This is a genomic window from Pseudotabrizicola formosa, assembly GCF_002900965.1.
GTDB lineage: Bacteria > Pseudomonadota > Alphaproteobacteria > Rhodobacterales > Rhodobacteraceae > Pseudotabrizicola > Pseudotabrizicola formosa.
This window is the reverse complement of the sequence record NZ_PJOM01000001.1, coordinates 632,640-656,447: the sequence shown is the minus strand read 5'-3', so window position 1 is coordinate 656,447 and position 23,808 is coordinate 632,640. Positions and strand designations below refer to the sequence as shown.

Genomic DNA, 23,808 nt, shown 5'->3' with positions numbered 1-23,808 from the left:
GTTAACCTGTCAGCGCCCGCACCCGGCCCGCCAGCCATTCCAACTCGCGGTCGGAAATCCCAAGCTCTGCCAGATGCGCTGTGGTAAACCATAGGTAATCGCGGTTCAGCCCGCGCCCGCCCGCGGCACGGGCGATGATCTGCGCCTGTTCTTCCAGTGCGATGCCGCCGCAATATTGCCAGTGGTCCGGGTCGATGACATAGACCAGCGCCGTGCAGCCGCCGCCCTCGGGCCAGTCTGCCTGCACCTGCGTTTCCAGATAGGCCGACGATATCAGCTCGCGGTCGCGCAACAGGGCCAGCGTGTCCGCTTCGGCCCCAGGGGTGACCCGGAAGGTGACGCCGTCGCAATGATGCCCTGCGGCAGCGTCCAGTGCCAGAACCAGCCCGGGATCGGCCTCACTGCCGCGATGATGGATCGACCGCATGCAGAATGACCGACGCCAGCCCTGCACCCGGGCGATGCGCGCTTCGGCCACCGGAAATTCCGGGTTCCAGATCAGCGATCCATAGCCAAAGACCCACATCGTCTCTGTCAAGTGACTGGCCCTCCTTGCTTGCTGCCTCTAAACATCAGCAAGGGATGAAAGAAAAGGGCCGATGATGCGCGCATTGCTTTGGATCGCAAGCCTTCTGGTCATACTGTGGTCAGGCTATTGGTTTGTCGGCAAATCCACCGTCGAACGCGGGTTCGAGGCGTTTGTAGAGGCCGCCCCCGGCAACGGACTGACATTGGCGCAAACGGGGTACCGCGTGGCGGGCTTTCCGAACCGGTTTGATCTGACGGTGACAGACCCGCGCGTGACAGACCAGCGCAGTGAAATCCGCTGGGAGGCCCCGTTTGTACAGGTGTTTTCGCTCAGCTACCGCCCCTGGCATGTGATCGCGGCCTTCGCGCCAGAACAGATGATCCGTACCCCGGCGGAAGACATCACCCTGCAATCGCAAAAACTGCAGGCCAGCATCGTGGTCTCGCCCAACTCTGCCCTGACACTGGACCGCACCACCTTTGTGGGCGACGCCCTCCGCGCCTCGTCCAGCCTTGGCTGGGTGCTGGCGGCCGATACGCTGCGCTTTGCCACACGCAGCAATCCCAGCCAGACCAACGGCTATGACATTGGGCTGGAGGTGCTGGGCCTGTCGCCAGACCCGGTGCTCTCGGCCCGCATGCCCGATCTGCCGCCGCAGATCAGCTTTGTGCGGGTTGATGCGACCGCCACCCTCTCCGCCCCGCTCGACCGTTTTGCTGCCGGGTCGCGACCCGACCTGACCGCGCTGTCGCTGCGCGAGGCTGTGCTGACATGGGGAGATCTGTCGCTATCGGCCAAGGGCGATCTGCAGGTGATCAATGGTCTGCCCGAGGGTCGGATCGCGCTGCGCGCCACCGGCTGGCGCAATCTGGTGGTGCTGGCCACCAGCATGGGGCTGATCACGCCGGACTTCGCACCAACGATGGCCAATATGATGCAGGCGGTTGCAGGCAGTTCCGGCGACCCGGATGTGCTGGAAATGCCACTGATCTTTCAAGATGGGCAAATACGGCTGGGCCCGCTGCCGCTTGGGCCCGCGCCCCGGCTGGACTGAACCGGCCTAGCGACAGTAGGTGCTGCCGCGCCGCGCCGTGTCGAAATGCAGATGGTCTTCGTGCATCCCGTCCGATCCGGGCCCGAGCGTTGTGGTGAAAATCCCGCAGGCCGCCTTGTGGGCTTTGCGCATCTTGCGGTCAAAGTTGCGCAGCACCGGCTGGGTCTTGCCGTTCGAAAAGGTAAAGCCGGAAATGTCGATCGCCCGGCCCTTGCCATGTTCGCTGACCTTGGCCCCGGCGCGGTGATTGCGGGTGCGGCAGACGTAGTGTCCCGCCACCTGCAACTGCACGACGCGGCCCTTGCCATAGGCCGGTTCGACGCCCCGCTCGATCCAGGTCTTGAGGGCACGCGCGGTGTCACAATCCACCGTCGCCGCCTGGCTCAGCCGGACGCCCGCCACGCTGGTGATCCGAACCGGGTCAGCGATCCCGCAACCCTGCACGCGTGAGGTGATCGGGGCCAGTGCCTCCCCCCGGATCGACGGGTCACCACAAACAGCACCCTTGACTGACACGACGCCCTGCTTGCCCGGTGCCAGCGGTGCGACTTTGGCCGAGACCTGTTGCTGGCGTCCCAGCCCATCGGGCCGCTTTGACGGGCGCAAAAGACCAAACAGACCTTTGCGTTCCGACGGTAGCGCAGGGACAGTGGCCATGTCCGAAGGCACAACCGCCGCAACGGTTGCAACAGGAACCGCCATGGCAAGCGTTGCAGGCCGCGCCATTGGCCGCAACGACCGCGCCAGAGCCGGACGTGCCGCGGCTTGTGCCGTCACCCCGACCGTCTGCACATCGGCCACCGCCACCATTCCGGGCTTGGGCATAGGACGCAGCGAGGTGCGGGGCGCATCGGCAAAGGCCACGCTTGTCGCGACCAAAGCCATCAGCGCCGCCATCACCGCCTGCCGCATCACCCCTTGCCCTTTTCTCCGCCTTGCGGAACCCGCCCGAAATCCGGTGCCGCAGTATCCTGTCCCGCTTCGATAATGCCACGCCTGATGGCGCGGGTGCGGGTGAAATAGGCATGAAGATGCTCACCATCGCCCATGCGGATGGCGCGCTGCAGGGTAAACAGCTCTTCGGTGAAGCGGCCCAGAATATCCAGCACCGCATCCTTGTTGGTCAGGAACACATCGCGCCACATCACCGGATCGCTGGCCGCAATCCGCGTCAGATCGCGGAAGCCCCCCGCCGAATACTTGATGACTTCCGAATTCGACACCCGCCGCATGTGCTCGGCCACGCCGACCATGGTATAGGCAATCAGGTGCGGCGTGTGGCTGGTTACGGCCAGCACCAGATCATGGTGCGCCACGTCCATCTCATCGACATTGGCCCCCATGCCTTCGCACATTTGCCGCAACCGCGCGACCGCAGCGCGGTCTGCCCCGTCCAGCGGGGTCAGCAGCCACCAGCGGTTCTGGAACAGCGTGGCAAAGCCCGACCGCGGCCCGGAATGTTCGGTGCCTGCAATCGGATGGCCGGGAATGAAATGCACGCCCTGCGGCATATGCGGGGCCACTGCTTCGACGACCGCGCCCTTGACCGACCCTACATCGGTGACGGTCACCCCCGGGGCCAGATGCGGCCCGATCTCGGCGGCGATCTCGCCCATCACACCGACCGGCACACAGAGCACAACCAGATCTGCCCCCTGCACCGCCTCGGCTGCCGTGGGATAAACTGCGTCGCACAAGCCGATCTGTACCGCAATCTCGCGGCTCTGCGCCGATTTGGCATGGCCCACAATCTGGTTTGCCAGCCCGTACTGCCGCATCGCATGCGCCATGGAGGATGCGATCAACCCCAGCCCGATCAGCGCGACACGGTTGTATTGCACCGTCATTTCAGCCCCTTGAACTGCCCCACCGCATGCGCGATCCGGCGGCAGCCCGCTTCATCGCCGACGGTGATGCGCAAGCACTGCGGCAGCTTGTAGCTGGCCACCCGCCGCACGATCAGCCCCTGTGTCTGCAGGAACGTATCGCAGGCCTCGGCCTCTTCGACGCTGGCAAAACGGGCCAGCACGAAATTTGCCATGCTGGTATCGGAGGGCACACCCACCTCGGCCAAAGCCTCGGCCAGCCAGTGCCGCATCCGCGCATTCTCGGCGCGGCATTTGTTGACCCAATCCTGATCGCGCACCGCCGCCTCGGCCACCTCCAGCTGGGTGGTCGACAGGTTGAACGGCCCGCGGATGCGGTTCAGAACATCAATGATATGCTTAGGCCCATAACCCCAGCCGATGCGCAGCCCCCCAAGTCCGTAGATCTTGGAAAAGGTCCGCGTCATGAACACATTCTCGCGGCCCGTCGCCAGACCGGCACCGCCATCATAGCCTTCGACATATTCGGCATAGGCGCCGTCAATCACCAATATGGCCTGCGGCGGCAGACCGGCCGCCAGCCGCTCCATCTCGGCGGGAGAGATCATTGTACCGGTCGGATTGTTGGGGTTGGCAATGAACACCAGCTTTGTGCGCTTGGTGCAGGCGCGCAGAATGGCGTCGACATCGGCCATCCGCTCGCGCTCGGGCACTTCCACGGGGGTCGCGCCCACCGACAGTGCCGAAATGCGGTACATGAGGAAACCGTGCTCGGTAAACACCACCTCATCCTTGGGCCCGGCATAGGCCTGGCACAGGAAGGTGATGATCTCATCCGAGCCCACGCCGCAGATAATGCGGTCGGGGTCCAGCCCGTGCACATCGCCGATCGCCTGCCGCAGGGCAGCGTGATCGGTGCCCGGATAGCGGTGCAGCGTGTGCACGGTCTTGCCGAACACCTCTTTCGCCCGGTCACCAGGACCAAAGGGGTTTTCATTGGACGACAGCTTCAGCGCATTGGACATGCCCGGAAGATGCGCCTTGCCGCCTTCGTAAAGCGCAATATCCAGAATGCCGGGCTGCGGTCGAATGGTGTCGTGCATGGTGGCCTCCAACTCACCCGGCGGTTCTAGCGGGCAAGGCGCGGTTAGACCAGTGCGATTATGGGACGCAGGGCGACACCAACTGTCTCTATTTGTTCCCGTAGGCCCGCACCTGCAACCAGTCCATCACCGCGAGCAAGACGCCCGAGACGACGAAGGTCAAATGGATCACCACCAGCCAGAACAATTCGGTCTCACCAAACTTGGCATCCGCCACTGATTCCCCGATTTCCATGAACCGTTTCAGCAGATGGATGCCCGAAATTGCCACGATGCTGGCCACCAGCTTCATCTTCAGCCCGCCAAAATCGACCTTGCCCATCCAGTCGGGGCGGTCCTGCCCCACATCGAAATCAAACTTCGACACAAAGTTCTCATAGCCTGAAAACATGACGATCAGCAGCAGGTTGGCCGCCAGCGTCAGGTCGATCAGGGTCAGCGAGACAAGGATGACCTCTTCGGCCGACATGGTCAGGATCTGCGGCACATAATAGACCAGATCGCGCACAAACACGACCGTCAGCATCCCAAGGCTGACCACCAGCCCCAGATACATCGGGGCCATCAGCCAGCGGCTGGCAAACAAGCCGGCCTCGAAACGCCGTTCCACCGTCTTGCGTAGCATTGCGTTCCCTCGTTCCGACTCGTCCGCTTGGATATCGCAGAGCCTGCGCCGCGCAAAGCCCCGCCCGCAGCAAAAGCAAAAGGGCCGCCCAATCGGGCGGCCCTTTGTCTGGTCTGGCACCATCGGTGCGGCAGATCAGTTCTTGGCGTAGTATTCGACGACCAGGTTCGGTTCCATCACGACCGGATATGGCACATCGCCCAGACCCGGGGTGCGCACGAAGGTCACCACCATTTTGTTATGGTCGACTTCCAGATAGTCTGGAACGTCACGCTCGGACGACTGCACGGCTTCCAGGATGATCGCCAGCTGACGCGACTTTTCGCGGACCGAGATCACATCGCCCTCTTTCACACGGTAGGAGGCGATGTTGACGCGCACGCCGTTCACCTGCACATGGCCGTGGTTCACGAACTGGCGGGCAGCAAAGATCGTCGGCACCAGCTTGGCGCGGTAGACCACCGCATCCAGACGGCGCTCCAGCAGACCGATCAGCATCTCGCCGGTGTCGCCACGCACGCGCTCTGCCTCGCCATAGATCTTGCGGAACTGCTTTTCGGTCAGATCGCCGTAGTAGCCCTTCAGCTTTTGCTTGGCGCGCAGCTGGGTGCCGAAATCCGACAGTTTGTTCTTGCGGCGCTGACCGTGCTGGCCCGGGCCATATTCACGCTTGTTGACCGGCGATTTGGCGCGGCCCCAGATATTCTCGCCCATGCGGCGATCAATTTTGTACTTGGCAGACGTGCGTTTGGTCACGGCTGATCTCCTTCGTTAATTATGAAGGGCGTTGTCCTTGTGCCTTTCGGCCCGACAGGCATCCCCTTGCGGGGTCCACCAACACCAATGAAAAGCCCCGGAGGATGGCCACCGGGACAGAGCGCGCTTATACGCGGCAAAACCCGGGTGTCAACTCCCGCTCCCGCATCTGTTCCAAATACCTTTGGCGCAGGGGCAACGACACAGGGCAGACAGCCCGCTTGCATTGCTGGCGCAGGCCCCTAGGCCGCCGTGTCATGCCGCAGGATCGCCACCTCTGATGACGACAGGTTGCGCCGGGCATAGTCGCCGTAACTGGCCGGGTTGCCCAGGATCTCGGGGAGCGCCGCCATCAGCGCGCAGCGCTGATCAGGGTCAATGGTGTCCAGCGCGGTGTTTGATGGGTGAAAGCTTTCGGTTTCCATCCCGTTGGCCCAGACAATATTGTGCCGGTTGAGCAGGATGTGAATATAAGTCACCTCGCGCAGCGCATGATCGACGCAAATCGTGGTGTCGTTCAGCAGGTCTTCGGCCTTGACCAGCACCTCATCTGTGTTGAACAGCGCGCGCGCCGCCGGACCGTTCAGGACCATCCGGTGTTGCGGGGAGACAACCAGATCCCCGTCAGGCCGGTCCTGCCCCAACGCGCCCGAACGGAACCTCACCGGCCGCAGATGCGGCATGGCATAAAGCCGCGCCCCGCTCATCCGGCGGCGTCCGGTCCACAGAATGTCCTGCGGACCATTGTCCTTGGTCAGGATGCGGTCACCGGGGCGCAGATCCTGAATCAGGCGCAAACCCCCCGGCGTGGCAATGCGGGTGTCCGGCGTGAAGCAGATCACCCCGCCTGCCGCCTTTGCCCCCGCGCCCGATTGGGTGCGGTCGATCGCGGTCCGAACCACCCACAGATCTTGCTCCGGCGGTGGCAGGTCGCCGACGAACATCAACAGCCGCGCACCGGTATCCGGCACCGGCAGCACCGTCACCGACCAGCTGTGATGGCCGTCTGTCACGATGAAGCCCTGATCGGGCGTGTCCTCGCCATCCTCTGCCGCAGCCTCGGTGCCGATCGGATCGCCTGTCACGGCGACCCCGATCAGGCGTCGCACCATTTTCGCCGCCCGCCTGCGAATGTCCGCACTCCCCTCGGCCCCCTCCAGCAGAAGTGTTCCGCCCTGACCATCCACACAAACAGGCTTGCCCGACCAGCGCCACGAAGCGCCAACGGCAAGACTGTCCAGCGGGGCGGTGCCCAGGCCGTCAATTTCTGTCTGTGACCAGGAGATTACGAACGTGCCTCTGGAGCCCGTTCCCATGCCTGTCCCTATTTTCGTCTGCTCGTGTTTTTGATTATCGGAACGCTAACACTTTTTATTAACAAACGTTAACAAGCCGGCGCGCGTCTGGCTATGGCGGGAACGCAACAGTCGGGCAGGAATTGCGTATCATGTCCCGAAAGACACAAGCAATCTGGCTGCTACTTGCCGAAATGCGAGAATCGGTAGGGAGAAATCCCGTATTTCACCCGGAAAGACTTGGAAAAATGCGAACTGCTGGCGTAACCGCAGGCAATCGCCACCTCGGTCACGCTCATATCGGTTTCGGCCAGCAAGGCACGGCCATGTTGCAGCCGCAGGTCATTCATATAGCGTACCGGGGTCACCCCCATATAGCGGCTGAACAGCCGCTCGATCTGCCTGCGTGACAGCTTCAGTTGCGCGGCGCAGGCATCCAGATCAAACGGCTCTTCGATCCGCGCCTCCAAAAACGCCACCGCCTCGATCAGCTTTTCATGCCGGGTGCCCAGCCGGGCGGCCAGCGAGGTGGTCTGCTCATCCGCCTCGCGTCGGCGCTGGGTCAGCAGGCACATGTTCATCACTTCCTGGCTCAGCGCGATGCCGAACCGGTCGTGGATGATCTCCAGCATCAGGTCGGCGGCCGCCACGCCCCCCGCGCAGGTCACAATCCGGTCGTCGATGCAGAACACCTGCCGCGCGGCCGCCAGATCGGGAAAGCTTTCGGCAAAGCCGGTCAGGTTTTCCCAATGCAGGGTGAACCGCCGCCCCTTGAGAATACCTGCCCGCGCCAGCGCATAGGCCCCGGTGCACAGCCCCCCCACCACGCGCCCCCGTCGCCATAGCCCGCGCAGCCAGTCGGCCAGGGCTGCAGATGTCTGGTGCTCCGGCTCCACTCCCGAACAGACCAGCACCACGCCTTCGGGCTGCACGGCCCCGAACGGTCCATCGATCATGACTGGCACCCCATTTGAACAGGCCACCGGCTGCCCGTCCACCGACAGGGTCTGCCAGCGGAACAGAGCCTGCCCGGTCAACTGGTTGGCAATGCGCAGCGGTTCGATGGCCGAGGCAAAGGCCAGCATGGTGAATTTCGGCAGCAAGACAAAGCTGACCGACACCGGGCCGGCCACCGCGGGCAGATCCACATGCGCCACCCCTTTGGCGATAAATCGTTTTGCATCGTCGGTCATCGGCAGGTCCCTCTGCCGTTGTTGTGCCACCAACACAAGGATCGCGCCAGAGACCACGAGAGGCGGTTGCCAGGCCCGGTTGCGGCCCCTGCCCCGCTCGGCTACGGTCACGCCAAAAAGATCAGGAGCCTGTCCCATGTCGAAATCGCTGCTCTGCGTTGGCGAATGTATGGTCGAGCTGTCGCCTACCGCCAGCGGCGATTACACGCGCGGCTTTGCGGGCGATACGTTCAACACCGCCTGGTATGCACGGCGTCTTTTGCCAGAGGGTTGGTCGGTGGCTTACGGGTCCTGTATCGGGACCGATGCGGTGTCGGATGAAATGGCGGCGTTCATGGCAAGCCAAGGCGTCGAGACCACCGCCCTGCGCCGTTTGCCTGACCGGACCGTGGGCCTGTACATGATCAGCCTGCGGGATGGCGAGCGCAGTTTTTCCTATTGGCGCGGGCAATCCGCGGCAAAGATGCTGGCCGCTGACCCGGATTGGCTGGATGCCACCCTGCAAGGGCGCGACATCATCCATGTCTCGGCCATCACCCTTGCGATCCTGTCACCGGATCACCGTATTGCGTTTTGCGATGCGCTGCGCCGCGCAAGGGCGGCGGGCAGCCTGATTTCCTTCGACACCAACCTTCGCCCGCGTCTGTGGGACGGGGCAGATGCGATGCGGGCGGGCGTGATGCTGGGGGCCTCGGTCGCCGATATCGTCCTGCCATCGTTTGACGAGGAAACCGGGCTGTGGGGCGATGCCACCGCCGCCGACACCATTGCCCGCTACAGCGCCGCCGGGGCCACGAGGGTGGTGGTCAAGGATGGCGGCGGCCCGGTGACCCTGTGGTCTGCTGGTCATGGCACCCGCCAGCATGCCGCGACACCGGTGGCGCAGATTGTCGATACCACGGCGGCGGGCGACAGCTTTGCCGGGGCGTTCCTGGCGCATCTGGCCATGGGCCAGACCGAGGATCAGGCCGCGCAGGCGGCGATGGCTTTGGCGGCGCAGGTCATTCAGTCGCGCGGCGCATTGGTGCCCGCACTTTTTGCCTGACCTCTGCCGTTACCAGCGCAGCAGCCGCCCCGCGACCAGCGCCGACACCGCCGACACTGCCAAAATCGCCGTGCCGTACCAGGTGACGTAAAACAGCGGGCTGTCTTCTGTGCAATGCAGCGCGTAGACGGCCGCCGCCAGCCCGCCTCCGGCCAGCCCCGCCACCGCCCCGGCCAGCACTGGCCGCACAGGCGCGCCTTGCCGCAACGTCGCCAGCACGATCCCCGTCGGCAGCACCGCCAGCAGCGGGATCGTGGTCAGGCAGCCCACCATGGTCTTGCCGACAATCGCCATCTGCCGCCCCTCTGCTGGCATCAACGCAAAGGCCCAAAGCCACAGGCCAATCGCGACCAGCGCCACCAGCCCCAAGGGCCACAGGCGCACAACGGCTCCGGGCCGCGCCAGCCGGACCACGGCCCACAGCGCCCCGCCCCCGAGCGCAAGGGCAAGCACGATCCGCATGGCCGATACCGGGTCTTGCAGGGCCAGTGCCAGATCGTCCCGCAAGCCCAGCCGGCTCCACAGCGCGACACCCCCAAGCGCCAGCGCAGGCAGCAGCCAGACCAGCCGCATTTGCGGTGCAGGGCCGACAACGGTATCGCCCGCCATGGCCCGGATCAGATCATCCGTCTTCATTCCACATGCCTTTTCCGCAGGACCGCCAGCTGCTTGAACGCCCGGTGCAGTGCCACCCGCACCGCGCCCTCGGACATGTCCAGCTTTGCTCCGGCCTCTGCCATTGAATCACCCTCTACCCCCACCTGCCGCACCAGCCGCGCCGCGCGCGGGTCCAGCATGCCGATCATCTTGTCGATATCCGCCCGCTGCGTCGGGTCCGCCCCGGCTTCTGCGGGCAGGACATCGGCAAAATCCTCGATCGGCAGATCGATCCGTCGCCCCCGCGCCCGGAACGCATCCACCACTTTGTAACGCGTGATGGCATAGAGCCAGGGGCGCACCGGCGTGCCAACCTGCCAGGTGTGCCGTTTCAGATGCAGCGCCAGCAGCACCTCTTGCAGCACATCCTCGCACCCCGCCTCGCCCAGGGCCGCGCCCCGCGCCCGCACCACCCCGCGCAACACAGGGGTCACAGCGCGCAGAAAATGTGCATAGGCCCGGCTGTCGCCATCCAGCGCAGCCGTCAGCAGCAGACCCCAGTCATCTGTCTTTTGCGTCATCACTGCTGTCCATTACGTGGCAGGCTGTCGATTTGTTACACCGCAGTCAGACCCGGTTGCTTCGGCGCAGGCTACACGATTGTGCGGTCGGCGAAACACTCAACTCATGCCCCACAGCACACCCAGCAAGCCGCCCGTGGCAGGCTGCGTCCAGCAAGTCGCTTTAAAAATGGGCGTTCGCCCATGTTTGTGGTGGAAAATCAGGCAAACATATGGCCATTTGGCACAAAGCCATCTGGGTGCATGGACTCGGCCACAGGCTTTGTCACCCTGACACAAAACCAATATGGGAGTGAGAGATGTTCCACCACGCCGCCCGTTTTGCCACAGGTCTTGCGACTGCTCTGCTGATCGGGTCCGCCGCATCCGCCGAAACCGCCATGCCCTTTGCGTTGGACTGGAAGTTTGAGGGCCCTGCTGCCCCCTATTTCGTTGCGCTCGACAAAGGCCATTTTGCAGCCGAAGGGCTGACGGTAGAGATCACCGAAGGCGCAGGCTCGCTTGACGCGATCCCGAAGGTGGCCACAGGGGCCTATCCGGTCGGCTTTGCCGATATCAACAGCCTGATGAAGTTCCTCGATCAGAACCCCGGCGCCCCGGTGACGGCGGTGATGATGATCTATGACAAGCCGCCCTTTGCCATGGTGGGCCGCAAGTCCCTGGGCATCTCAGCGCCAAGTGACATCGCGGGCAAGGTGCTGGGCGCGCCGCCGCCGGATGGGGCCTGGGCGCAGTTTCCGATCTTTGCCGCCGAAAACGGCATCGACATGGCAACGGTCACCGTGGAACCTGTTGGCTTTCCGGTGCGCGAACCGATGCTGGCCGAAGGCAAGGTCGCGGCTGTCACCGGGTTCAGCTTCACCTCCAGCCTGAACGTCAAACGCCTTGGCGTGCCCGAAGAGGACATCTCGGTCATCCTGATGGCGGATCACGGCGTGGCGCTTTATGGCAATGCGGTGATTGTGAACACCGATTTTGCGGCCGCGAACCCCGAAGCTGTCACCGGCTTTCTGCGCGCCGTGGCCAAGGGTTGGAAAGAGACCGTGGCCGACCCGGACGCCGCCATCGCCAGCCTGATCAGCCGTAACCCCGCCGCCGATGCAACCCTTGAGGGCGAGCGTCTGGCCCTGTCGATCCGCGACAATGTGATGACCGACTGGGTCATGGAGAACGGCCTGGGCAACATCGACGCCGCCCGGATGGACAAGGCAATTGAACAGACGAAATCTGTGTATACCTTCACCAACACGCCTGACGCCGCGCTGTATTTTACCCCAACCTATCTGCCCACCGATGGCAGCCTGACGATGCAATAAGGCTCTGCCGCCCGGGGCAGACCCGGGCGGCCTATCCCATGGCAAACCTCATCGACATCAAGGGCGTCACCCACGCCTATCGCACCAAATCCGGCCCGTTGCCGGTGCTGGACAACCTCAACATCGCCGTGCCCGAAGGCGAATTTGCCGCCGTCGTCGGCCCGTCCGGCTGCGGCAAGTCCACCCTCACCCGGCTGGTGGCCGGGCTAATGAAGCCCGACCGGGGCGAGGTCTGGCTGCATGGCGAGCGTGTGACCAGCCCGCGCAAGACTGTGGGCATGGCGTTCCAGAATCCGGTGCTGCTGGAATGGCGCAGCATCCTGGAAAACGTGATCCTGCCCCTGGAAATCGTCGCCCCCCGCATGCAGCAAAAAGACCGCGAATCGCGCGCCATGCACTTGCTGGAGATGGTCGGCCTCAAGGGGTTTGAAGCCAAACGCCCCAGCGAATTGTCGGGCGGCATGCGCCAACGCGCCAGCCTGTGCCGCGCCATCGTGCACAAGCCCGATGTGCTGATCATGGACGAACCCTTTGGCGCGTTGGACAATTTCACCCGCGAAGATCTGTGGCAAACCATGCGTGACCTGCGCGCGGCCGAACCCTTCACCTGCGTGCTGATCACCCATGATCTGCGCGAAAGCGTGTTTCTGGGCGATCAGGTGTTCGTGCTGTCGGGGCGCCCGGCGCGCACCCAGATGGTGCTGCCCGTGGACCTGCCCGCCGACCGCACGCTCGACATCCTCTATCAGCCAAAGGCGCAAGAGATGCTGCACACCCTGCGCGACCAGATCCGCATTGCACAAGGCCGTGACGGGGACGCGCACTGATGGAAACACTGCAGAAAATCGCCACACCCGTTCTGGCCGTGGTCCTGTTCCTGGTGGCATGGGAGGCTCTGGTCTGGGTCAATGACTGGCCCAATTACAAGATGGCCTCGCCGTCAGACCTGCCACCGGCCTTCTGGAAGTTTCGCTGGCTGTTTCTGGAAATGGGCTGGCAGACCCTGTGGCGCACCGTGTTGGGGCTTGGTTTGGCGGTGCTGTTCGGCACCCTGATCGGCATGATCATGGGCTTTTCGCGCATCGCCCGCGACGGGCTTTATCCGCTGCTGGTGGGCTTCAACGCCATTCCGAAGGCAACGCTGGTGCCGGTGATCAGCCTGATCTTCATTGGCCAGCATGATTTCAACACCGTGCTGATGGCCTTCCTGATCAGCTTTTTCCCGATTGCCGTGTCGGTCGGCATCGGGTTGTCAACGCTGGAGCCGGAATACCGTGACATCCTGCGCAGCCTGGGCGCGTCGCGCTTCACCATCTTCCGCAAGATTGCCTTGCCAAAAACCCTGCCCGAATTCTTTGGCGCGCTGAAAGTATCGGTCACGCTGGCCTTTATCGGCACCAATCTGGTGGAAATCGTGGCCCCGCATGGCCGTGGCCTGGGGGCGCTGTTCAAATCGGGCGAAACCAATGGCGATTACCCGCTGATGTTCGCGGTTCTGATCGCGCTCGCCGCCCTTGGTATCCTGCTCTATTACGCCGTTCTGGTGCTGGAACGCATCTTTGCCGGCTGGGCAGAGCGCCCGCAAAGCTGACCTGAAATCTGCCAAAACGTTGCGCCGTGACCGCTGCCATTGCGCAGCGGTCACGGCACACAGGCAATTGCTATCCGCGCTTGCGCAGACTGCTGATCAGATCCCAGCCGGCCAAAACCACCGTCACGCCCACCACGCCGATCAGATCCAGACGCGGCACATGCCAGAGCAGAATGCCCAGAAACCCGAGCAAGACCACAAACGCGAACAGCGCCATTATGTTGTTCATTGGCTCCCGCCTCCTTCTGTCTGGGTTTCCACATGCGCCATCAGCCAGCGTGCCGTGCGCAGCAGGCGCGCATCATCGCCGCGCCGTCCGATCAGTTGCAAGCCCATGGGCAGGCCGCTGTCAGACCAGAACAGCGGCACGGTCACCGCCGGAACGCCCGCCAGCGTCCACAGCCCGTTAAAGATCGCTGAACCGGTATAGTCCAGCCCCTCAGGGGCCGGGCCGGGGGCCGCGGGACACAAGATGGCATCGCAACGCTCAAACAGCGGGTCAAGCGCGGCGTTCAGCAGCACCCGCCAGTCCAGCGCCGCCAGATAATCGCGCGCCAGAACCGCCTTGCCCTCATCCATCGCAGCTTTCAGCACATCCGACATCTGGTCGCGGCCGCGCCGTTCGATGCCGTAATAGCACTTGGCCATCTCGGCAAAATTGATCCGCTGGCGCACCGCCGCCACCTCGCCCAATCCCGGCAGATCGGCCTCAAAGCACTGTTCCCCCAACAGGGCCGCCACTTCCTCGACCGCCGCCCGCATCTGCGGATCGGCCTCGTCCCAGCCCGGCGGGCGCAGAAAGGCAAACATCGGCGTGACCGGCACCTTGGCCATGGTCACATCCAGCATGCGCGGCACCGGCACCGGTTCCGTCGCGCTGTCCGCCGGATCATACCCGGTCAGCACCTCGATCAGCAGCGCCGCATCCTCGACGTTGCGGGCAAAGACCCCCACCGTATCCAGAAACGGCGATTGCGGCAGAATACCGGTACGCGGGATCATCCCGAATGTGGGTTTCACCCCCACCACCCCGCAATAGGCTGCGGGCCGGATCACCGATCCGCCGGTCTGCGTCCCGATGGCCAGCGGCACCATGCCCGCCGCCACCGCCGCCGCCGACCCTTGCGATGACCCGCCAGGTGTATGGGCGGGGTTGTGCGGGTTGCGGGTCTTGCCGGGGTGCATATAGGCCCCTTCGGTCGTCACCGTCTTGCCAAGGATGATCGCCCCGGCCGCCCGCAGCCGCGCCACGATCCACGCATCATCGGCAGGCACCCGACCGGCATCCACCGCCAGACCGTTGGCGGTGGGAATGCCCTTGGTGTCGATGATGTCCTTCAACGCCACCGGCACCCCGTGCAGCGGGCCGATCGGCCGCCCCGCCAGCCGCCGCGCATCCAGGCTGCGCGCCTGTTCCAGCGCATGCGCCCCCTCCAGCCAGGCCCAGGCCTGCACCTGCGGCTCGACCTCGGCGATGCGGGCAAGATAGCCCTCCACCACCTCGACCGCGCGCAGAGCACCAGACGCCAGACGGTCGCGCAATACGACCGCCCCCAGCCCCGTCACATCGCTGCGCCTATCGTCCCGGGCCATAGAACGCCTCCGGCAGGCTGAACACGATCTGCGGGAAGGTGTACATCAACGCCATGCAGAGGATCACCATGCCGCAATACGGCAGCACGCCCTTGAAGATCTCGGTCAGCATGATCTGCGGCGGCGCAATCCCTTTCAGATAATACGCACTCATCGCCATGGGCGGCGTGAGGAAGGATGTCTGCAGGTTCAACGCCACCAGCACGCCAAAGAACAGCGGATCAATTCCGAAGATCGGCAACAGCGGCAGGAAGATCGGCACGAAGATGATGATGATCTCCGACCATTCCAGCGGCCAGCCCAGCAGGAAGATGATCACCTGCGCCATGATCAGGAACTGGAACGGCGTCAGATCGAAACTCTGAACGAATTCAGCAATCACATGCTCGCCGCCCAGATAGCTGAACACCGCCGAGAAGGTATAAGAGCCGACGAACAGCCAACACACCATCGCCGTCGTCCGCACCGTCAGATAAACACTTTCCCGCAGGCGCTGGAAGGTCATGGCGCGGTAGGCAACTGCCAGCAACATGCCGCCGAGCGCGCCGATCGAGGCGGCTTCGGTCGGGGTGGCCAGACCAAAAAGGATGGACCCCAGAACCGCAAAGATCAGGAATGCCAGCGGGAAGAAACTGGTCATCAGCATGACGAACAGCTTGCTCCACGGCACTTCGGGCATTTCTTCCTTGGTCGGCTTTGGGGCCAGCTTCGGGTTCAGGATCGACCGCACGACGATGTAGACCAGATACAGCCCCACCAGCGTAAAGCCCGGCAGCAGGGCCCCCGCATACAGCCGCACAATCGAAACGCCCGAAGACGCGGCATAGACGATCAGCATGATCGATGGCGGGATCAGAATGCCCAGCGTGCCCCCTGCGCAGATGATGCCGGTGGCAAAGGAGTGGTCATAGCGGGCCTTCAGCATCTGCGGCAGCGCCAGCAACCCCATCAGCGTGACAACCGCACCCACAATCCCGGTCGCGGTGGCAAACAGCGCACAGGTCAGAAGCGCCGCCACGCCCATCGAGCCGGGAATGTTGCGCGTGGCAATCGCCAGCGTGCCGAACAGCTTGTCAACGATATTGGCGCGCTCCACGATATAGCCCATGAACAGGAACAGCGGGATCGCGGTCAGCACCTCGTTCGAGATCACCGTATAAGTCTGGTTCACGAACAGGTCGAAGATCCGGTTGTTGTAAAACCCCTCGATCCACAGGCTGGTGCTGTCCCACCAGCTGGCATCCTCGGTCAGCCGGTTGTAGCCGCGCCACATGCGGCTGGGGTCGAAATAAGCATAATAGCCAAAGGCAATGCCAAGCGCCATCAGCGTAAAGGCAATCGGGAAGCCCAGGAAGACAAAGGCAATAAAGATGCCCAGCATCATAAGGGCGATTTGCGGGTCGGTCACGTTTGCGAACTCCGGAATTGGGGCGGCGTTTGGGCCGATTACCGTTGGGCTTTGGCTTCTGCCGCGGCCGCAGCCTCGGCAGCTTGCTTGATCAGCAGTTGTTCGGTTTCCTCGACATCCTCATCGGCCTGCACCCATGCGCCGGTGCGCATGCAGATGATGCATCGGAACACCTGAGCGATGCCCTGGATCAGCAGCAGAAGACCGGCTGCAACGATCACGGATTTGAACTGATAGATCGGGATCCCGGCCGGGCTGTTGACCGACACTTCGGCATAGCCCCAAGACCGGGCCGAATATTTCCAGCCGGTGAACACAAGGGCAAGAATGCCGGGAAAGAAGAACAGGAAATACAGAACCAGATCAACCAGCGCCTGAGTCTGTGGCCGCCAGGTGCGGTAGATGAAGTCACCCCGCACATGCCCGTTGCGGGACAGGGTATAGGCCCCGCCCATCATGAACAGCGTGCCATACATGATGAAGCTCAGGTCCAGCGCCCAGGGCGTCGGGCGGTTGAACAGATAGCGCACCATCACCTCATAGGCCATGCCGAAGGTCATCAGGATGATCAGCCAGCCAAAGATCTTGCCAAACCACGCAGACAGCTGGTCGGCAAAGCGAATATACCCGAGCATAAGGGGGAACTCCGTTCATGCGGTCATGCGGACAACACGGCCCGCGGCAAGGAACACGGCAGAAGGCGCCCGAAGACGCAGAAGAACCGGGGGCGCGACACCGCGCGCCCCCGCAGCAGGATTACAGCTTCAGCTTGCCCGGGAAGTAATGCTCGTAAGCCAGACCCAGATCGGGCGCGCCCATCAGCTCGTAATAGGAGACCTGCTCCACCCAGGCGCGCTGGCTGTCCATGACCTTTTTGTTGAACGGGTCGGTTTCCAGATCGACGATCAACTGGTCCCAGGCTTCCAGCTGCGCCGCAAGGATCTCGGGCGAGGTACGGTGCACGATGACACCGGCTTCGCTTTGCAGTTCTGCCAGATCCTTCGAATATTCGCGCTGCGCCAGAGCAAGGTTTGCAGTGGCCGAGGCTTCAACGCCATATTTCAGGATCGCCTGCAGATCGGGCTCCAGATCTTCAAAGAAGTCGCGGTTGAAGGTGAATTCAAACGCTTCCGACGCCTGGTGGTAGGATGACAGATAGTAGTTCTTGGCCACGTCCTGCGCACCAAAGCGGCGGTCAGATGATGGGTTGTTGAACTCGAAGGCGTCGATCACGCCACGCTCCATCGCCGGCACGATCTCGCCGCCCGGAAGCTGCGCCACCGACATCCCCATCGCCTGCAACAGGTCTGCCGCCAGACCCACGGTGCGGTACTTGAAGCCCTGAATATCGGCGACCGTGTTCACTTCGGTCTTGAACCAGCCAAAGGGCTGCGCGGGCATCGGCATGCCCATGAAACCGATCACGTTCAGCCCCAGCACATCCTGCGTCAGTTCGCGGTAGAATTCGGCACCACCGCCCTCATAGAACCAGCCCAGCATGGTCGAAGCCGAGCCACCGAACACCGGCCCCGTACCAAAGAACGAGGCGGCCTTGTGCTTGCCATACCAATAGACCGGCACGGTATGGGTGGCGTCGATCACACCATCATGGACGGCGTCCATAACCTGAAACGCGCCGACAACCGCACCGGCAGGCAGCAGGTCGATCTTCAGACGCCCGCCCGACATTTCTTCAACCCGCGTTACATACTGGCGCGCGAAATCCATCCAGATGTCCGACGCCGGCCACGAGGTCTGCATCTTCATCACCAGCGGGGCCTGCGCCAGAACGGCCGGGGCTGCCAGCACCGAGGCTGCAGCAGCGGCAGAGCCGCCCACGGCCCCCTTGCGCAGGAATGAACGACGGGAAAGCCCGGTAGCGCGGGTATCAGTCATATGGTGTCCTCCCAGACGATTATGGCCGCTCCACACGGCCTGTTATCGTAACGAAGTTTAAAGCAGGGCCGAAGAAATGCAAGCACTGGTCAGTTTAATTTACCACTATACCCCGTATTCGTCCTGCATTGCCCGTCACGCCACCCTATCGCCGGGCTCTGCACCTGCAAAAAACGCGTCCAGGTTGTCCAGTGCCCGAAAACCCATCGCGTCGCGGGTTTCCTCGGTCGCCGAGCCGATGTGCGGCAGCAGGAACACGTTCGGCAAAGCCGCCAGCGCCGGGTTGCCGCCGGGTTCGGTCTGAAACACATCCAGGCCCGCCGCAAACAACTGGCCCGAGGTCAGCGCCGCAACCAGGGCAGCCTCGTCCACCAGCCCGCCCCGCGCCGTGTTCACCAGAATCGCCCGCTGCGGCAATTGCGCCAGCGTCACGGCATTGATGATGCCCGCGTTCTGTGGCGTCGACGGGCAATGCAGCGACAAGACATCCGACACCGCCAGCAGCCCTTCCAGCGTGTCATGGAACACCGCGCCCTTTTCCAGATGATCGGGCAGACGACGGCGGTTGTGGTAATGCACCTCCATGCCAAAACCACGCGCCCGGTCGGCCGTGACCTGCCCCACCCGGCCCATGCCCAGCACACCAAAGCGCTTGCCCGTCACCTGACGCCCCACCATAAAGGCGGGCGACCAGAAATCCCATTTGCCGGCCCGGATCATCGCGTCGCCTTCCGCCCCGCGCCGGGCCGCGCCCAGCATGCACAGCATGGCAATCTCGGCTGTGGCATCCGACAGCACGTCCGGCGTGTTCGTCACCACAATCCCCGCCGCCTTTGCCGCCGCCAGATCGACATGATCAGTGCCGACCGAATGATTGGCGATGATCTTCAACCTTGGCCCCAGTTCGGCAATCACCCCAGCGTCGAACCGTTCCGAATGGCAGGGCAACACCGCATCCACGGCGCGACAGGTGGCAATCAACGCCTCGCGCGAAAACAGGCGGTCCTCGGGGTTCAGGATCACCTCGTAATCGCGTGCCGCCCGCGCTTCGACCACGTCGCGCAGCTTGCGCGCGATAAAGAGTTTAGGTTTTGTCATCGGTGCCTCCCAGCGTTGCGGGCGACCCTAACCCGTCAGCGCTCAGGTGCAAGCCGCTCAGTCTCAAAGGGATCAACCGGATAGCCTACCCCGGCCAGATACAGCCCCTGCGGCGGGCAGACCGGGCCACAGGCGGCCCGGTCCCGCGCCGCAAGCGCGGATTTGACGGCCTCGGGCTTCCAGCCCCCCGCCCCTACGCGTTCCAGCGTGCCGACAATGGACCGCACCTGATTGTGCAGGAAACTCCGCGCCCGCAGCACAAAACGGTATTCGATGCCCCCGGCATAAGCGTGTTCGGTGATGGACACCTCATCCAGCGTCTTCATCGGCGAGTTCGCCTGACACAGGGAAGAGCGGAAGGTGGTGAAATCATGATGACCGATCAGATGCGCCGCCCCCGCCCGCATCGCATCTGCATCCAGCGGGTTCAGCACCTGCCACACCCGCCCCCGGTCATGCGTGACCGGCGCGCGGCGCGCCACCAGCCGGAACAGATAGCGCCGCTCGGTCGCCGAAAACCGCGCGTGGAAATCATCCGCCACCTTTGCCGCTGCAATCACCGCCACCGGGGCAGGCTTCAGATGCCAGTTCAGCGCCTCGGACAGCCGGTAAGGGTCCCAGTCGCGCACAAGATCCACCGTCGCCACCTGCCCGGTGCCATGCACCCCGGCATCGGTGCGCCCGGCAGCCGCAATCGTGTGCGGCCCCGGTTGCAGCCGCCCCAGCGCCGCTTCGACCGTGGCCTGTACCGAGGGCTGATGCGCAGCCTGCCGTTGCCAGCCCTGAAACGGGCCGCCGTCATAGTCGATTTTCAGCGCAAAACGGGGCATTCGCGCTGCATAACGGATTTCGCCTGTCCTGCAAGCCCTGTGCCCGCGGCCGGGGGCAGGAGCGTTCCGCGCGGGGGCGTGTTTTCAAAAGGGACACCCCCATGGCGCGCCCGCCTCCGTGACAGGCTTTCCCCCTACCCAGCAGGGTTGGGCATGCCTATGTTGGGGCCAGCACAAGGATAAACGCAATTGGTTCTCTCCACCCTGACCGACGGCATCACCCGCAGCCTTGACGGCATCGCGCGCTCTGTCACTGACATCTTCGAGCCCACCCTGCGGCTGGGCGTCACTGGTCTGTCGGGCGCGGGCAAGACCGTGTTCATCACGGCGCTGGTGGCCAATCTGCTGGACCGGGGGCGGATGCCGCAACTGGTGGCGCAAGGTCAGGGCCGGATCGAAACGGTGCTCTTGCAACCGCAACCAGACCTGACCCTGCCGCGCTTTGATTATGAAACCCACCTGACCGCCCTGATGGGCTCTGACCCGCGCTGGCCGCAATCCACCCGGGCGGTGTCGGAACTGCGGCTGTCGTTCCGGCTGCGGCCCTCGGGCTTTCTGGGCCTGACCGGCAACACCCGCCTGCACCTTGATATTGTGGATTATCCCGGCGAATGGCTGCTGGATCTGTCCTTGCTGGACAAGACCTATGACCGCTGGGCCGAGGAAACCCTGGAGCGCATCGCCAAACGGCCCGAGGCGGCGGCCTTCATGGCGCAGGCCCGCGCCGAAGACGGGGCGCTGCCGCTGGAAGAATCGCATGCGCAATCCCTCGCCGCCACCTTCACCGCCTATCTGCACGCGGCACGCACCCAAGGCTGGTCTGATCTGACGCCGGGCCGCTTTCTGCTGCCAGGAGAGCTTGCCGGCTCGCCTGTGCTGACCTTTGCGCCGCTGCCGCAACCTGCCAGCACCCCGCGCGGCAGCCTGTGGCGCGAGATGGAGCGCCGGTATGAGGCGTATAAGGCGAAGGTGGTCAAGCCGTTCTTCCGCGACCACTTCTCGCGTATCGACCGCCAGGTGGTGTTGATGGATGTGCTGGGGGCCATCCATGCAGGCCCCCGCGCGGTCGAGGATCTGCGCCGCACCATGGCCGACGTCCTGACCGCCTTCCGTCCCGGCGCCAATGGCTGGCTCACACGCATTTTGGGCGGCAAGCGGGTGGAGAAGATCCTGTTCGCCGCCACCAAGGCCGACCATCTGCACCACCATCAGCACCCTGCCCTGACCGCGATCACCGAAGCCCTGCTGGCGGACGCCCGCCGCCGCGCCGATTTTTCCGGGGCGCGCACCATGGCCCTGTCCCTGGCCTCCTTGCGCGCCACTGTTGAGGACAGCGTGCAGCGCGACGGGGCCGCGCTTGACCTTGTCCGCGGCCGGCTCTTGTCCACCGGCAAACAGGCCGCGATGTATGCCGGCGACCTGCCCACCGACCCGGGCCGCATCCTCGCCCCCGCCCGGGAAGGCGCGGAGCGCTGGCTGGACGCCGATTTCTCGCTGATGGGCTTTGCGCCCGCGCGCATGACGCTGGCCCCCGGCATGGGACCGCCGCACATCAGGCTGGACCGTGCCGCCCAATTCCTGATCGGAGACCGGCTTTGACCGACCTGCCGCCGCCCCGCAAACCGCTTATCCTGGAACTGGAAGAGGCGCTTGACCCCTCCGCCGCCGCCCCGGTGCCCGATGACCTGCCGACGGGGCAGGCAATGCAGCTGGCCGCCCGCCTCCGCGCGCCGCGCTCAAGGCTCGCGCGCTTCGCGCTCTGGACCTTCACCGCCTTCTTCACCTTTGCGCTGTCGGTCGCAGCCTATGACTTTGTGGCCAACCTGTTTGCCCGCAACCCCTTGCTGGGGTGGATTGCCGGGCTGCTGTTGATCGGCGCCGTTCTGGCCGCGGTCCTGCTTGCGGGGCGCGAATGGTCCGCCTACATGCGGCTGATGCGGCTGGATCACCTGCGCCGCGATGCGGCCACCGCGCGCCAGACCGCTGATCTGAAATCCGCCCGCCGCAGCGTGGCCGCGCTCGTAAGCCTTTATGCCGCCCGCGCCGATACCGCCTGGGGCCGCGCCCGGCTGGCCGAACGCGAGGCCGAGGTGCTGGATGCCGATGCGTTGCTGTCACTGGCCGAGGCCGAGCTTATGCCGCCGCTTGATGCCCGCGCCCGCGCAGAGGTCGAGGCAGCGGCGCGGCAGGTGGCAATGGTGACGGCCCTGGTGCCTCTGGCCCTGGCCGATGTGGCCACGGCCTTGATTGCCAATCTGCGCATGATCCGTCGCATTGCCGAAATCTACGGCGGCCGCTCGGGCGCGCTGGGGTCATGGAGCCTGTTGCGCCGGGTATTTGCCTCGCTGCTGGCGGCTGGCGCGCTGGCCTTGACCGATGATCTGATCGGCTCGGTCGCGGGGGGCGGGGTGCTGTCCAAACTCTCGCGCCGTTTTGGCGAAGGCGTGGTCAACGGTGCGTTGACCGCCCGCGTGGGCCTTGCGGCCATCGACCTGTGCCGCCCGATGCCCTTTGTCGCGGTGGAACGCCCCTCGACATCGGGCACTGTCAGCCGGGCGCTGGCCGGGCTGGTGCCGCGCAACGCGTGATACCGCGCGGACCTGTGTTCAGGAGCTGTCTCTTTTCCAGCGACGCAAGCCCGCCCGACCCACGCTCTAGCCTTCTGTCCCCGACCGCAACCGCGCCTCGATGCGGCGCAGGATCAGGCTCAGCCCGATGGTCATGGTCAGATAGATCAACGCCGCGACGTTATAGGTCTCGAAATACCGGAAATTCCCCGCAGCGGTGACCTTGGCCAATTGCGCCACATCGGTCACGCCCAGCACGGATACCAGCGAGCTGTCCTTGACCATGGCCACGAAATCATTGCCCAAGGGGGGAAGGATCATGCGGAACGCCTGTGGGAACACGATATGGCGGAACCGCTGCCAGCCCGACAGACCCAAGGCCTGCGCCGCCTCGATCTGCCCGACAGGCACCGCCTGCAGCCCGGCCCTGAAAATCTCGGCCAGAAAGGCCGAATAGGCCAGCATCAGCGCAATCACCGCCCGCGCGATCAGCGGGAAATCCCGCGTGCGCCACGGCGCAAGGCCCAGCGGTTCGATCACCGCATTAACCGCCACCACCAGCATCGGGGCCAGCACGAAAGCGACATAGAGCAGCAGCACAAGGATCGGCACACCGCGCATCACCTCGATGTACAGCCGCGCCATCTGCCGCAGCACAATCTTGCGCGACACCGCCATAACCGCCAGCCCAAGTCCGATGGCGCAGGCCCCCAGATAGGCCAGCACGGCCACACTCACCGTCACCCAAAGTCCGCGCGCCAGCGTGTTCAAAACCGCGCCATAGGTCGGATTGGCCAGCACCTGCCAGAACAGCACCGCGCCGGTGATCCCAAGGATCACCAGCCACCAGGGAAAATCCTTGTCGGGCTGTGTTTGCGGCGTCATCTCGGGCAGGCCAGGGCGTC

The 23,808-nt window shown here is 64.1% G+C and carries 25 protein-coding genes; 7 read left to right on the top strand and 18 right to left on the bottom strand.

Annotation, left to right across the window (positions count from 1 at the left end; all coding sequences use genetic code 11):
- Window position 1: 1 nt before the first annotated feature.
- A complete protein-coding gene (locus CXR43_RS03330) occupies window positions 2–526 on the bottom strand; it encodes a gamma-glutamylcyclotransferase (RefSeq protein WP_168219741.1) in 525 nt (174 codons plus the stop codon).
- Window positions 527–602: 76 nt separating this feature from the next.
- Between CXR43_RS03330 and CXR43_RS03325 the strand changes: the two genes are divergently transcribed.
- Window positions 603–1,583 carry a DUF2125 domain-containing protein gene (locus tag CXR43_RS03325; RefSeq protein ID WP_168219728.1) on the top strand — a complete coding sequence of 327 codons (981 nt, stop codon included), beginning with the start codon at window positions 603–605 and terminating at the stop codon, window positions 1,581–1,583.
- Between the two features lie 6 nt (window positions 1,584–1,589).
- Here CXR43_RS03325 and CXR43_RS03320 read toward each other — a convergent pair whose 3' ends face one another.
- From CXR43_RS03320 to CXR43_RS03290, 7 genes are all read right to left on the bottom strand, one after another.
- Window positions 1,590–2,495 (bottom strand): extensin-like domain-containing protein, encoded by a 906-nt coding sequence (locus tag CXR43_RS03320; RefSeq protein WP_103332586.1) that lies wholly within the window; start codon window positions 2,493–2,495, stop codon window positions 1,590–1,592.
- Window positions 2,495–3,430 carry a prephenate/arogenate dehydrogenase family protein gene (locus CXR43_RS03315; protein WP_103332585.1) on the bottom strand — a complete coding sequence of 312 codons (936 nt, stop codon included), beginning with the start codon at window positions 3,428–3,430 and terminating at the stop codon, window positions 2,495–2,497. The genes CXR43_RS03320 and CXR43_RS03315 overlap by 1 nt, the downstream gene beginning before the upstream one ends.
- A complete protein-coding gene (gene hisC, locus CXR43_RS03310) occupies window positions 3,427–4,512 on the bottom strand; it encodes a histidinol-phosphate transaminase (RefSeq protein ID WP_103332802.1) in 1,086 nt (361 codons plus the stop codon). Before hisC ends, CXR43_RS03315 begins: the two co-directional genes overlap by 4 nt.
- Before the next feature lie 88 nt (window positions 4,513–4,600).
- Window positions 4,601–5,137, bottom strand: a complete 537-nt coding sequence (locus tag CXR43_RS03305) for a TIGR00645 family protein (protein WP_103332801.1) — start codon at window positions 5,135–5,137, stop codon at window positions 4,601–4,603.
- Window positions 5,138–5,272: 135 nt separating this feature from the next.
- Window positions 5,273–5,893 (bottom strand): 30S ribosomal protein S4, encoded by a 621-nt coding sequence (gene rpsD / locus CXR43_RS03300; RefSeq protein WP_103332584.1) that lies wholly within the window; start codon window positions 5,891–5,893, stop codon window positions 5,273–5,275.
- A 242-nt stretch (window positions 5,894–6,135) separates the two neighbouring features.
- Window positions 6,136–7,209 carry a Hint domain-containing protein gene (locus CXR43_RS03295; RefSeq protein WP_103332583.1) on the bottom strand — a complete coding sequence of 358 codons (1,074 nt, stop codon included), beginning with the start codon at window positions 7,207–7,209 and terminating at the stop codon, window positions 6,136–6,138.
- Between the two features lie 161 nt (window positions 7,210–7,370).
- A complete protein-coding gene (locus CXR43_RS03290; protein WP_246831260.1) occupies window positions 7,371–8,381 on the bottom strand; it encodes a GlxA family transcriptional regulator in 1,011 nt (336 codons plus the stop codon).
- A 136-nt stretch (window positions 8,382–8,517) separates the two neighbouring features.
- Between CXR43_RS03290 and CXR43_RS03285 the strand changes: the two genes are divergently transcribed.
- Entirely contained in the window at window positions 8,518–9,426 is a 909-nt protein-coding gene (locus CXR43_RS03285) for a sugar kinase (protein ID WP_103332581.1), read from the top strand.
- A gap of 9 nt (window positions 9,427–9,435) precedes the next feature.
- On the opposite strand, the gene CXR43_RS03280 is transcribed toward CXR43_RS03285, so the two are convergent.
- Both CXR43_RS03280 and CXR43_RS03275 read right to left on the bottom strand, forming a co-directional pair.
- Window positions 9,436–10,062, bottom strand: coding sequence for an NrsF family protein (locus tag CXR43_RS03280; RefSeq protein WP_103332580.1), 627 nt, complete (start codon window positions 10,060–10,062; stop codon window positions 9,436–9,438).
- A complete protein-coding gene (locus CXR43_RS03275) occupies window positions 10,059–10,604 on the bottom strand; it encodes a sigma-70 family RNA polymerase sigma factor (RefSeq protein WP_103332579.1) in 546 nt (181 codons plus the stop codon). The genes CXR43_RS03280 and CXR43_RS03275 overlap by 4 nt, the downstream gene beginning before the upstream one ends.
- A gap of 299 nt (window positions 10,605–10,903) precedes the next feature.
- Here CXR43_RS03275 and CXR43_RS03270 point away from each other — a divergent pair, with 299 nt between their 5' ends.
- From CXR43_RS03270 to CXR43_RS03260, 3 genes are read left to right on the top strand one after another with little or no spacing between them, the layout of a single operon-like run.
- Complete coding sequence (locus CXR43_RS03270; protein ID WP_103332578.1) at window positions 10,904–11,920, top strand: ABC transporter substrate-binding protein; 1,017 nt, start codon at window positions 10,904–10,906, stop codon at window positions 11,918–11,920.
- 38 nt (window positions 11,921–11,958) lie between these two features.
- The gene (locus tag CXR43_RS03265; protein WP_103332577.1) at window positions 11,959–12,747 is read left to right on the top strand and encodes an ABC transporter ATP-binding protein; all 789 of its coding nucleotides are present in this window, start codon (window positions 11,959–11,961) and stop codon (window positions 12,745–12,747) included.
- Window positions 12,747–13,511: an ABC transporter permease gene (locus CXR43_RS03260; RefSeq protein WP_103332576.1), complete on the top strand. Its 765-nt coding sequence runs from the start codon at window positions 12,747–12,749 to the stop codon at window positions 13,509–13,511. The genes CXR43_RS03265 and CXR43_RS03260 overlap by 1 nt, the downstream gene beginning before the upstream one ends.
- 70 nt (window positions 13,512–13,581) lie before the next feature.
- Here CXR43_RS03260 and CXR43_RS17825 read toward each other — a convergent pair whose 3' ends face one another.
- The 7 genes from CXR43_RS17825 to truA all read right to left on the bottom strand — a co-directional run bounded on the left by CXR43_RS17825 (window position 13,582) and on the right by truA (window position 20,336).
- Window positions 13,582–13,740, bottom strand: a complete 159-nt coding sequence (locus tag CXR43_RS17825) for a hypothetical protein (RefSeq protein ID WP_168219727.1) — start codon at window positions 13,738–13,740, stop codon at window positions 13,582–13,584.
- Window positions 13,737–15,104, bottom strand: a complete 1,368-nt coding sequence (locus CXR43_RS03255; RefSeq protein ID WP_103332575.1) for an amidase — start codon at window positions 15,102–15,104, stop codon at window positions 13,737–13,739. The genes CXR43_RS17825 and CXR43_RS03255 overlap by 4 nt, the downstream gene beginning before the upstream one ends.
- Window positions 15,088–16,512 carry a TRAP transporter large permease gene (locus CXR43_RS03250; RefSeq protein ID WP_103332574.1) on the bottom strand — a complete coding sequence of 475 codons (1,425 nt, stop codon included), beginning with the start codon at window positions 16,510–16,512 and terminating at the stop codon, window positions 15,088–15,090. Before CXR43_RS03250 ends, CXR43_RS03255 begins: the two co-directional genes overlap by 17 nt.
- 38 nt (window positions 16,513–16,550) lie before the next feature.
- On the bottom strand, window positions 16,551–17,147 hold the full coding sequence (locus CXR43_RS03245) for a TRAP transporter small permease subunit (protein ID WP_103332573.1): 597 nt from the start codon (window positions 17,145–17,147) through the stop codon (window positions 16,551–16,553).
- Window positions 17,148–17,268: 121 nt separating this feature from the next.
- On the bottom strand, window positions 17,269–18,408 hold the full coding sequence (locus CXR43_RS03240; protein ID WP_103332572.1) for a TRAP transporter substrate-binding protein: 1,140 nt from the start codon (window positions 18,406–18,408) through the stop codon (window positions 17,269–17,271).
- 135 nt (window positions 18,409–18,543) lie between these two features.
- On the bottom strand, window positions 18,544–19,506 hold the full coding sequence (locus tag CXR43_RS03235; RefSeq protein WP_103332571.1) for a 2-hydroxyacid dehydrogenase: 963 nt from the start codon (window positions 19,504–19,506) through the stop codon (window positions 18,544–18,546).
- A 35-nt stretch (window positions 19,507–19,541) separates the two neighbouring features.
- Complete coding sequence (gene truA, locus CXR43_RS03230) at window positions 19,542–20,336, bottom strand: tRNA pseudouridine(38-40) synthase TruA (protein ID WP_103332570.1); 795 nt, start codon at window positions 20,334–20,336, stop codon at window positions 19,542–19,544.
- 189 nt (window positions 20,337–20,525) lie between these two features.
- Between truA and CXR43_RS03225 the strand changes: the two genes are divergently transcribed.
- Both CXR43_RS03225 and CXR43_RS03220 read left to right on the top strand, forming a co-directional pair.
- Window positions 20,526–21,935 (top strand): YcjX family GTP-binding protein, encoded by a 1,410-nt coding sequence (locus CXR43_RS03225; RefSeq protein WP_103332569.1) that lies wholly within the window; start codon window positions 20,526–20,528, stop codon window positions 21,933–21,935.
- Entirely contained in the window at window positions 21,932–22,924 is a 993-nt protein-coding gene (locus CXR43_RS03220) for a YcjF family protein (protein ID WP_103332568.1), read from the top strand. The genes CXR43_RS03225 and CXR43_RS03220 overlap by 4 nt, the downstream gene beginning before the upstream one ends.
- Before the next feature lie 66 nt (window positions 22,925–22,990).
- Here CXR43_RS03220 and CXR43_RS03215 read toward each other — a convergent pair whose 3' ends face one another.
- Window positions 22,991–23,788: an amino acid ABC transporter permease gene (locus CXR43_RS03215; RefSeq protein WP_103332567.1), complete on the bottom strand. Its 798-nt coding sequence runs from the start codon at window positions 23,786–23,788 to the stop codon at window positions 22,991–22,993.
- Window positions 23,789–23,808: the final 20 nt, after the last annotated feature.

Coding starts and splice junctions, on each gene's coding strand:
- CXR43_RS03330 (WP_168219741.1), bottom strand. CDS start 526: ATGTGGGTCTTTGGCTATGGATCGCTGATCTGGAACCCGGAATTTCCG.
- CXR43_RS03325 (WP_168219728.1), top strand. CDS start 603: ATGCGCGCATTGCTTTGGATCGCAAGCCTTCTGGTCATACTGTGGTCA.
- CXR43_RS03320 (WP_103332586.1), bottom strand. CDS start 2,495: ATGCGGCAGGCGGTGATGGCGGCGCTGATGGCTTTGGTCGCGACAAGC.
- CXR43_RS03315 (WP_103332585.1), bottom strand. CDS start 3,430: ATGACGGTGCAATACAACCGTGTCGCGCTGATCGGGCTGGGGTTGATC.
- hisC (WP_103332802.1), bottom strand. CDS start 4,512: ATGCACGACACCATTCGACCGCAGCCCGGCATTCTGGATATTGCGCTT.
- CXR43_RS03305 (WP_103332801.1), bottom strand. CDS start 5,137: ATGCTACGCAAGACGGTGGAACGGCGTTTCGAGGCCGGCTTGTTTGCC.
- CXR43_RS03295 (WP_103332583.1), bottom strand. CDS start 7,209: ATGGGAACGGGCTCCAGAGGCACGTTCGTAATCTCCTGGTCACAGACA.
- CXR43_RS03290 (WP_246831260.1), bottom strand. CDS start 8,381: ATGACCGACGATGCAAAACGATTTATCGCCAAAGGGGTGGCGCATGTG.
- CXR43_RS03285 (WP_103332581.1), top strand. CDS start 8,518: ATGTCGAAATCGCTGCTCTGCGTTGGCGAATGTATGGTCGAGCTGTCG.
- CXR43_RS03280 (WP_103332580.1), bottom strand. CDS start 10,062: ATGAAGACGGATGATCTGATCCGGGCCATGGCGGGCGATACCGTTGTC.
- CXR43_RS03275 (WP_103332579.1), bottom strand. CDS start 10,604: ATGACGCAAAAGACAGATGACTGGGGTCTGCTGCTGACGGCTGCGCTG.
- CXR43_RS03270 (WP_103332578.1), top strand. CDS start 10,904: ATGTTCCACCACGCCGCCCGTTTTGCCACAGGTCTTGCGACTGCTCTG.
- CXR43_RS03265 (WP_103332577.1), top strand. CDS start 11,959: ATGGCAAACCTCATCGACATCAAGGGCGTCACCCACGCCTATCGCACC.
- CXR43_RS03260 (WP_103332576.1), top strand. CDS start 12,747: ATGGAAACACTGCAGAAAATCGCCACACCCGTTCTGGCCGTGGTCCTG.
- CXR43_RS17825 (WP_168219727.1), bottom strand. CDS start 13,740: ATGAACAACATAATGGCGCTGTTCGCGTTTGTGGTCTTGCTCGGGTTT.
- CXR43_RS03255 (WP_103332575.1), bottom strand. CDS start 15,104: ATGGCCCGGGACGATAGGCGCAGCGATGTGACGGGGCTGGGGGCGGTC.
- CXR43_RS03245 (WP_103332573.1), bottom strand. CDS start 17,147: ATGCTCGGGTATATTCGCTTTGCCGACCAGCTGTCTGCGTGGTTTGGC.
- CXR43_RS03240 (WP_103332572.1), bottom strand. CDS start 18,408: ATGACTGATACCCGCGCTACCGGGCTTTCCCGTCGTTCATTCCTGCGC.
- CXR43_RS03235 (WP_103332571.1), bottom strand. CDS start 19,506: ATGACAAAACCTAAACTCTTTATCGCGCGCAAGCTGCGCGACGTGGTC.
- truA (WP_103332570.1), bottom strand. CDS start 20,336: ATGCCCCGTTTTGCGCTGAAAATCGACTATGACGGCGGCCCGTTTCAG.
- CXR43_RS03215 (WP_103332567.1), bottom strand. CDS start 23,788: ATGACGCCGCAAACACAGCCCGACAAGGATTTTCCCTGGTGGCTGGTG.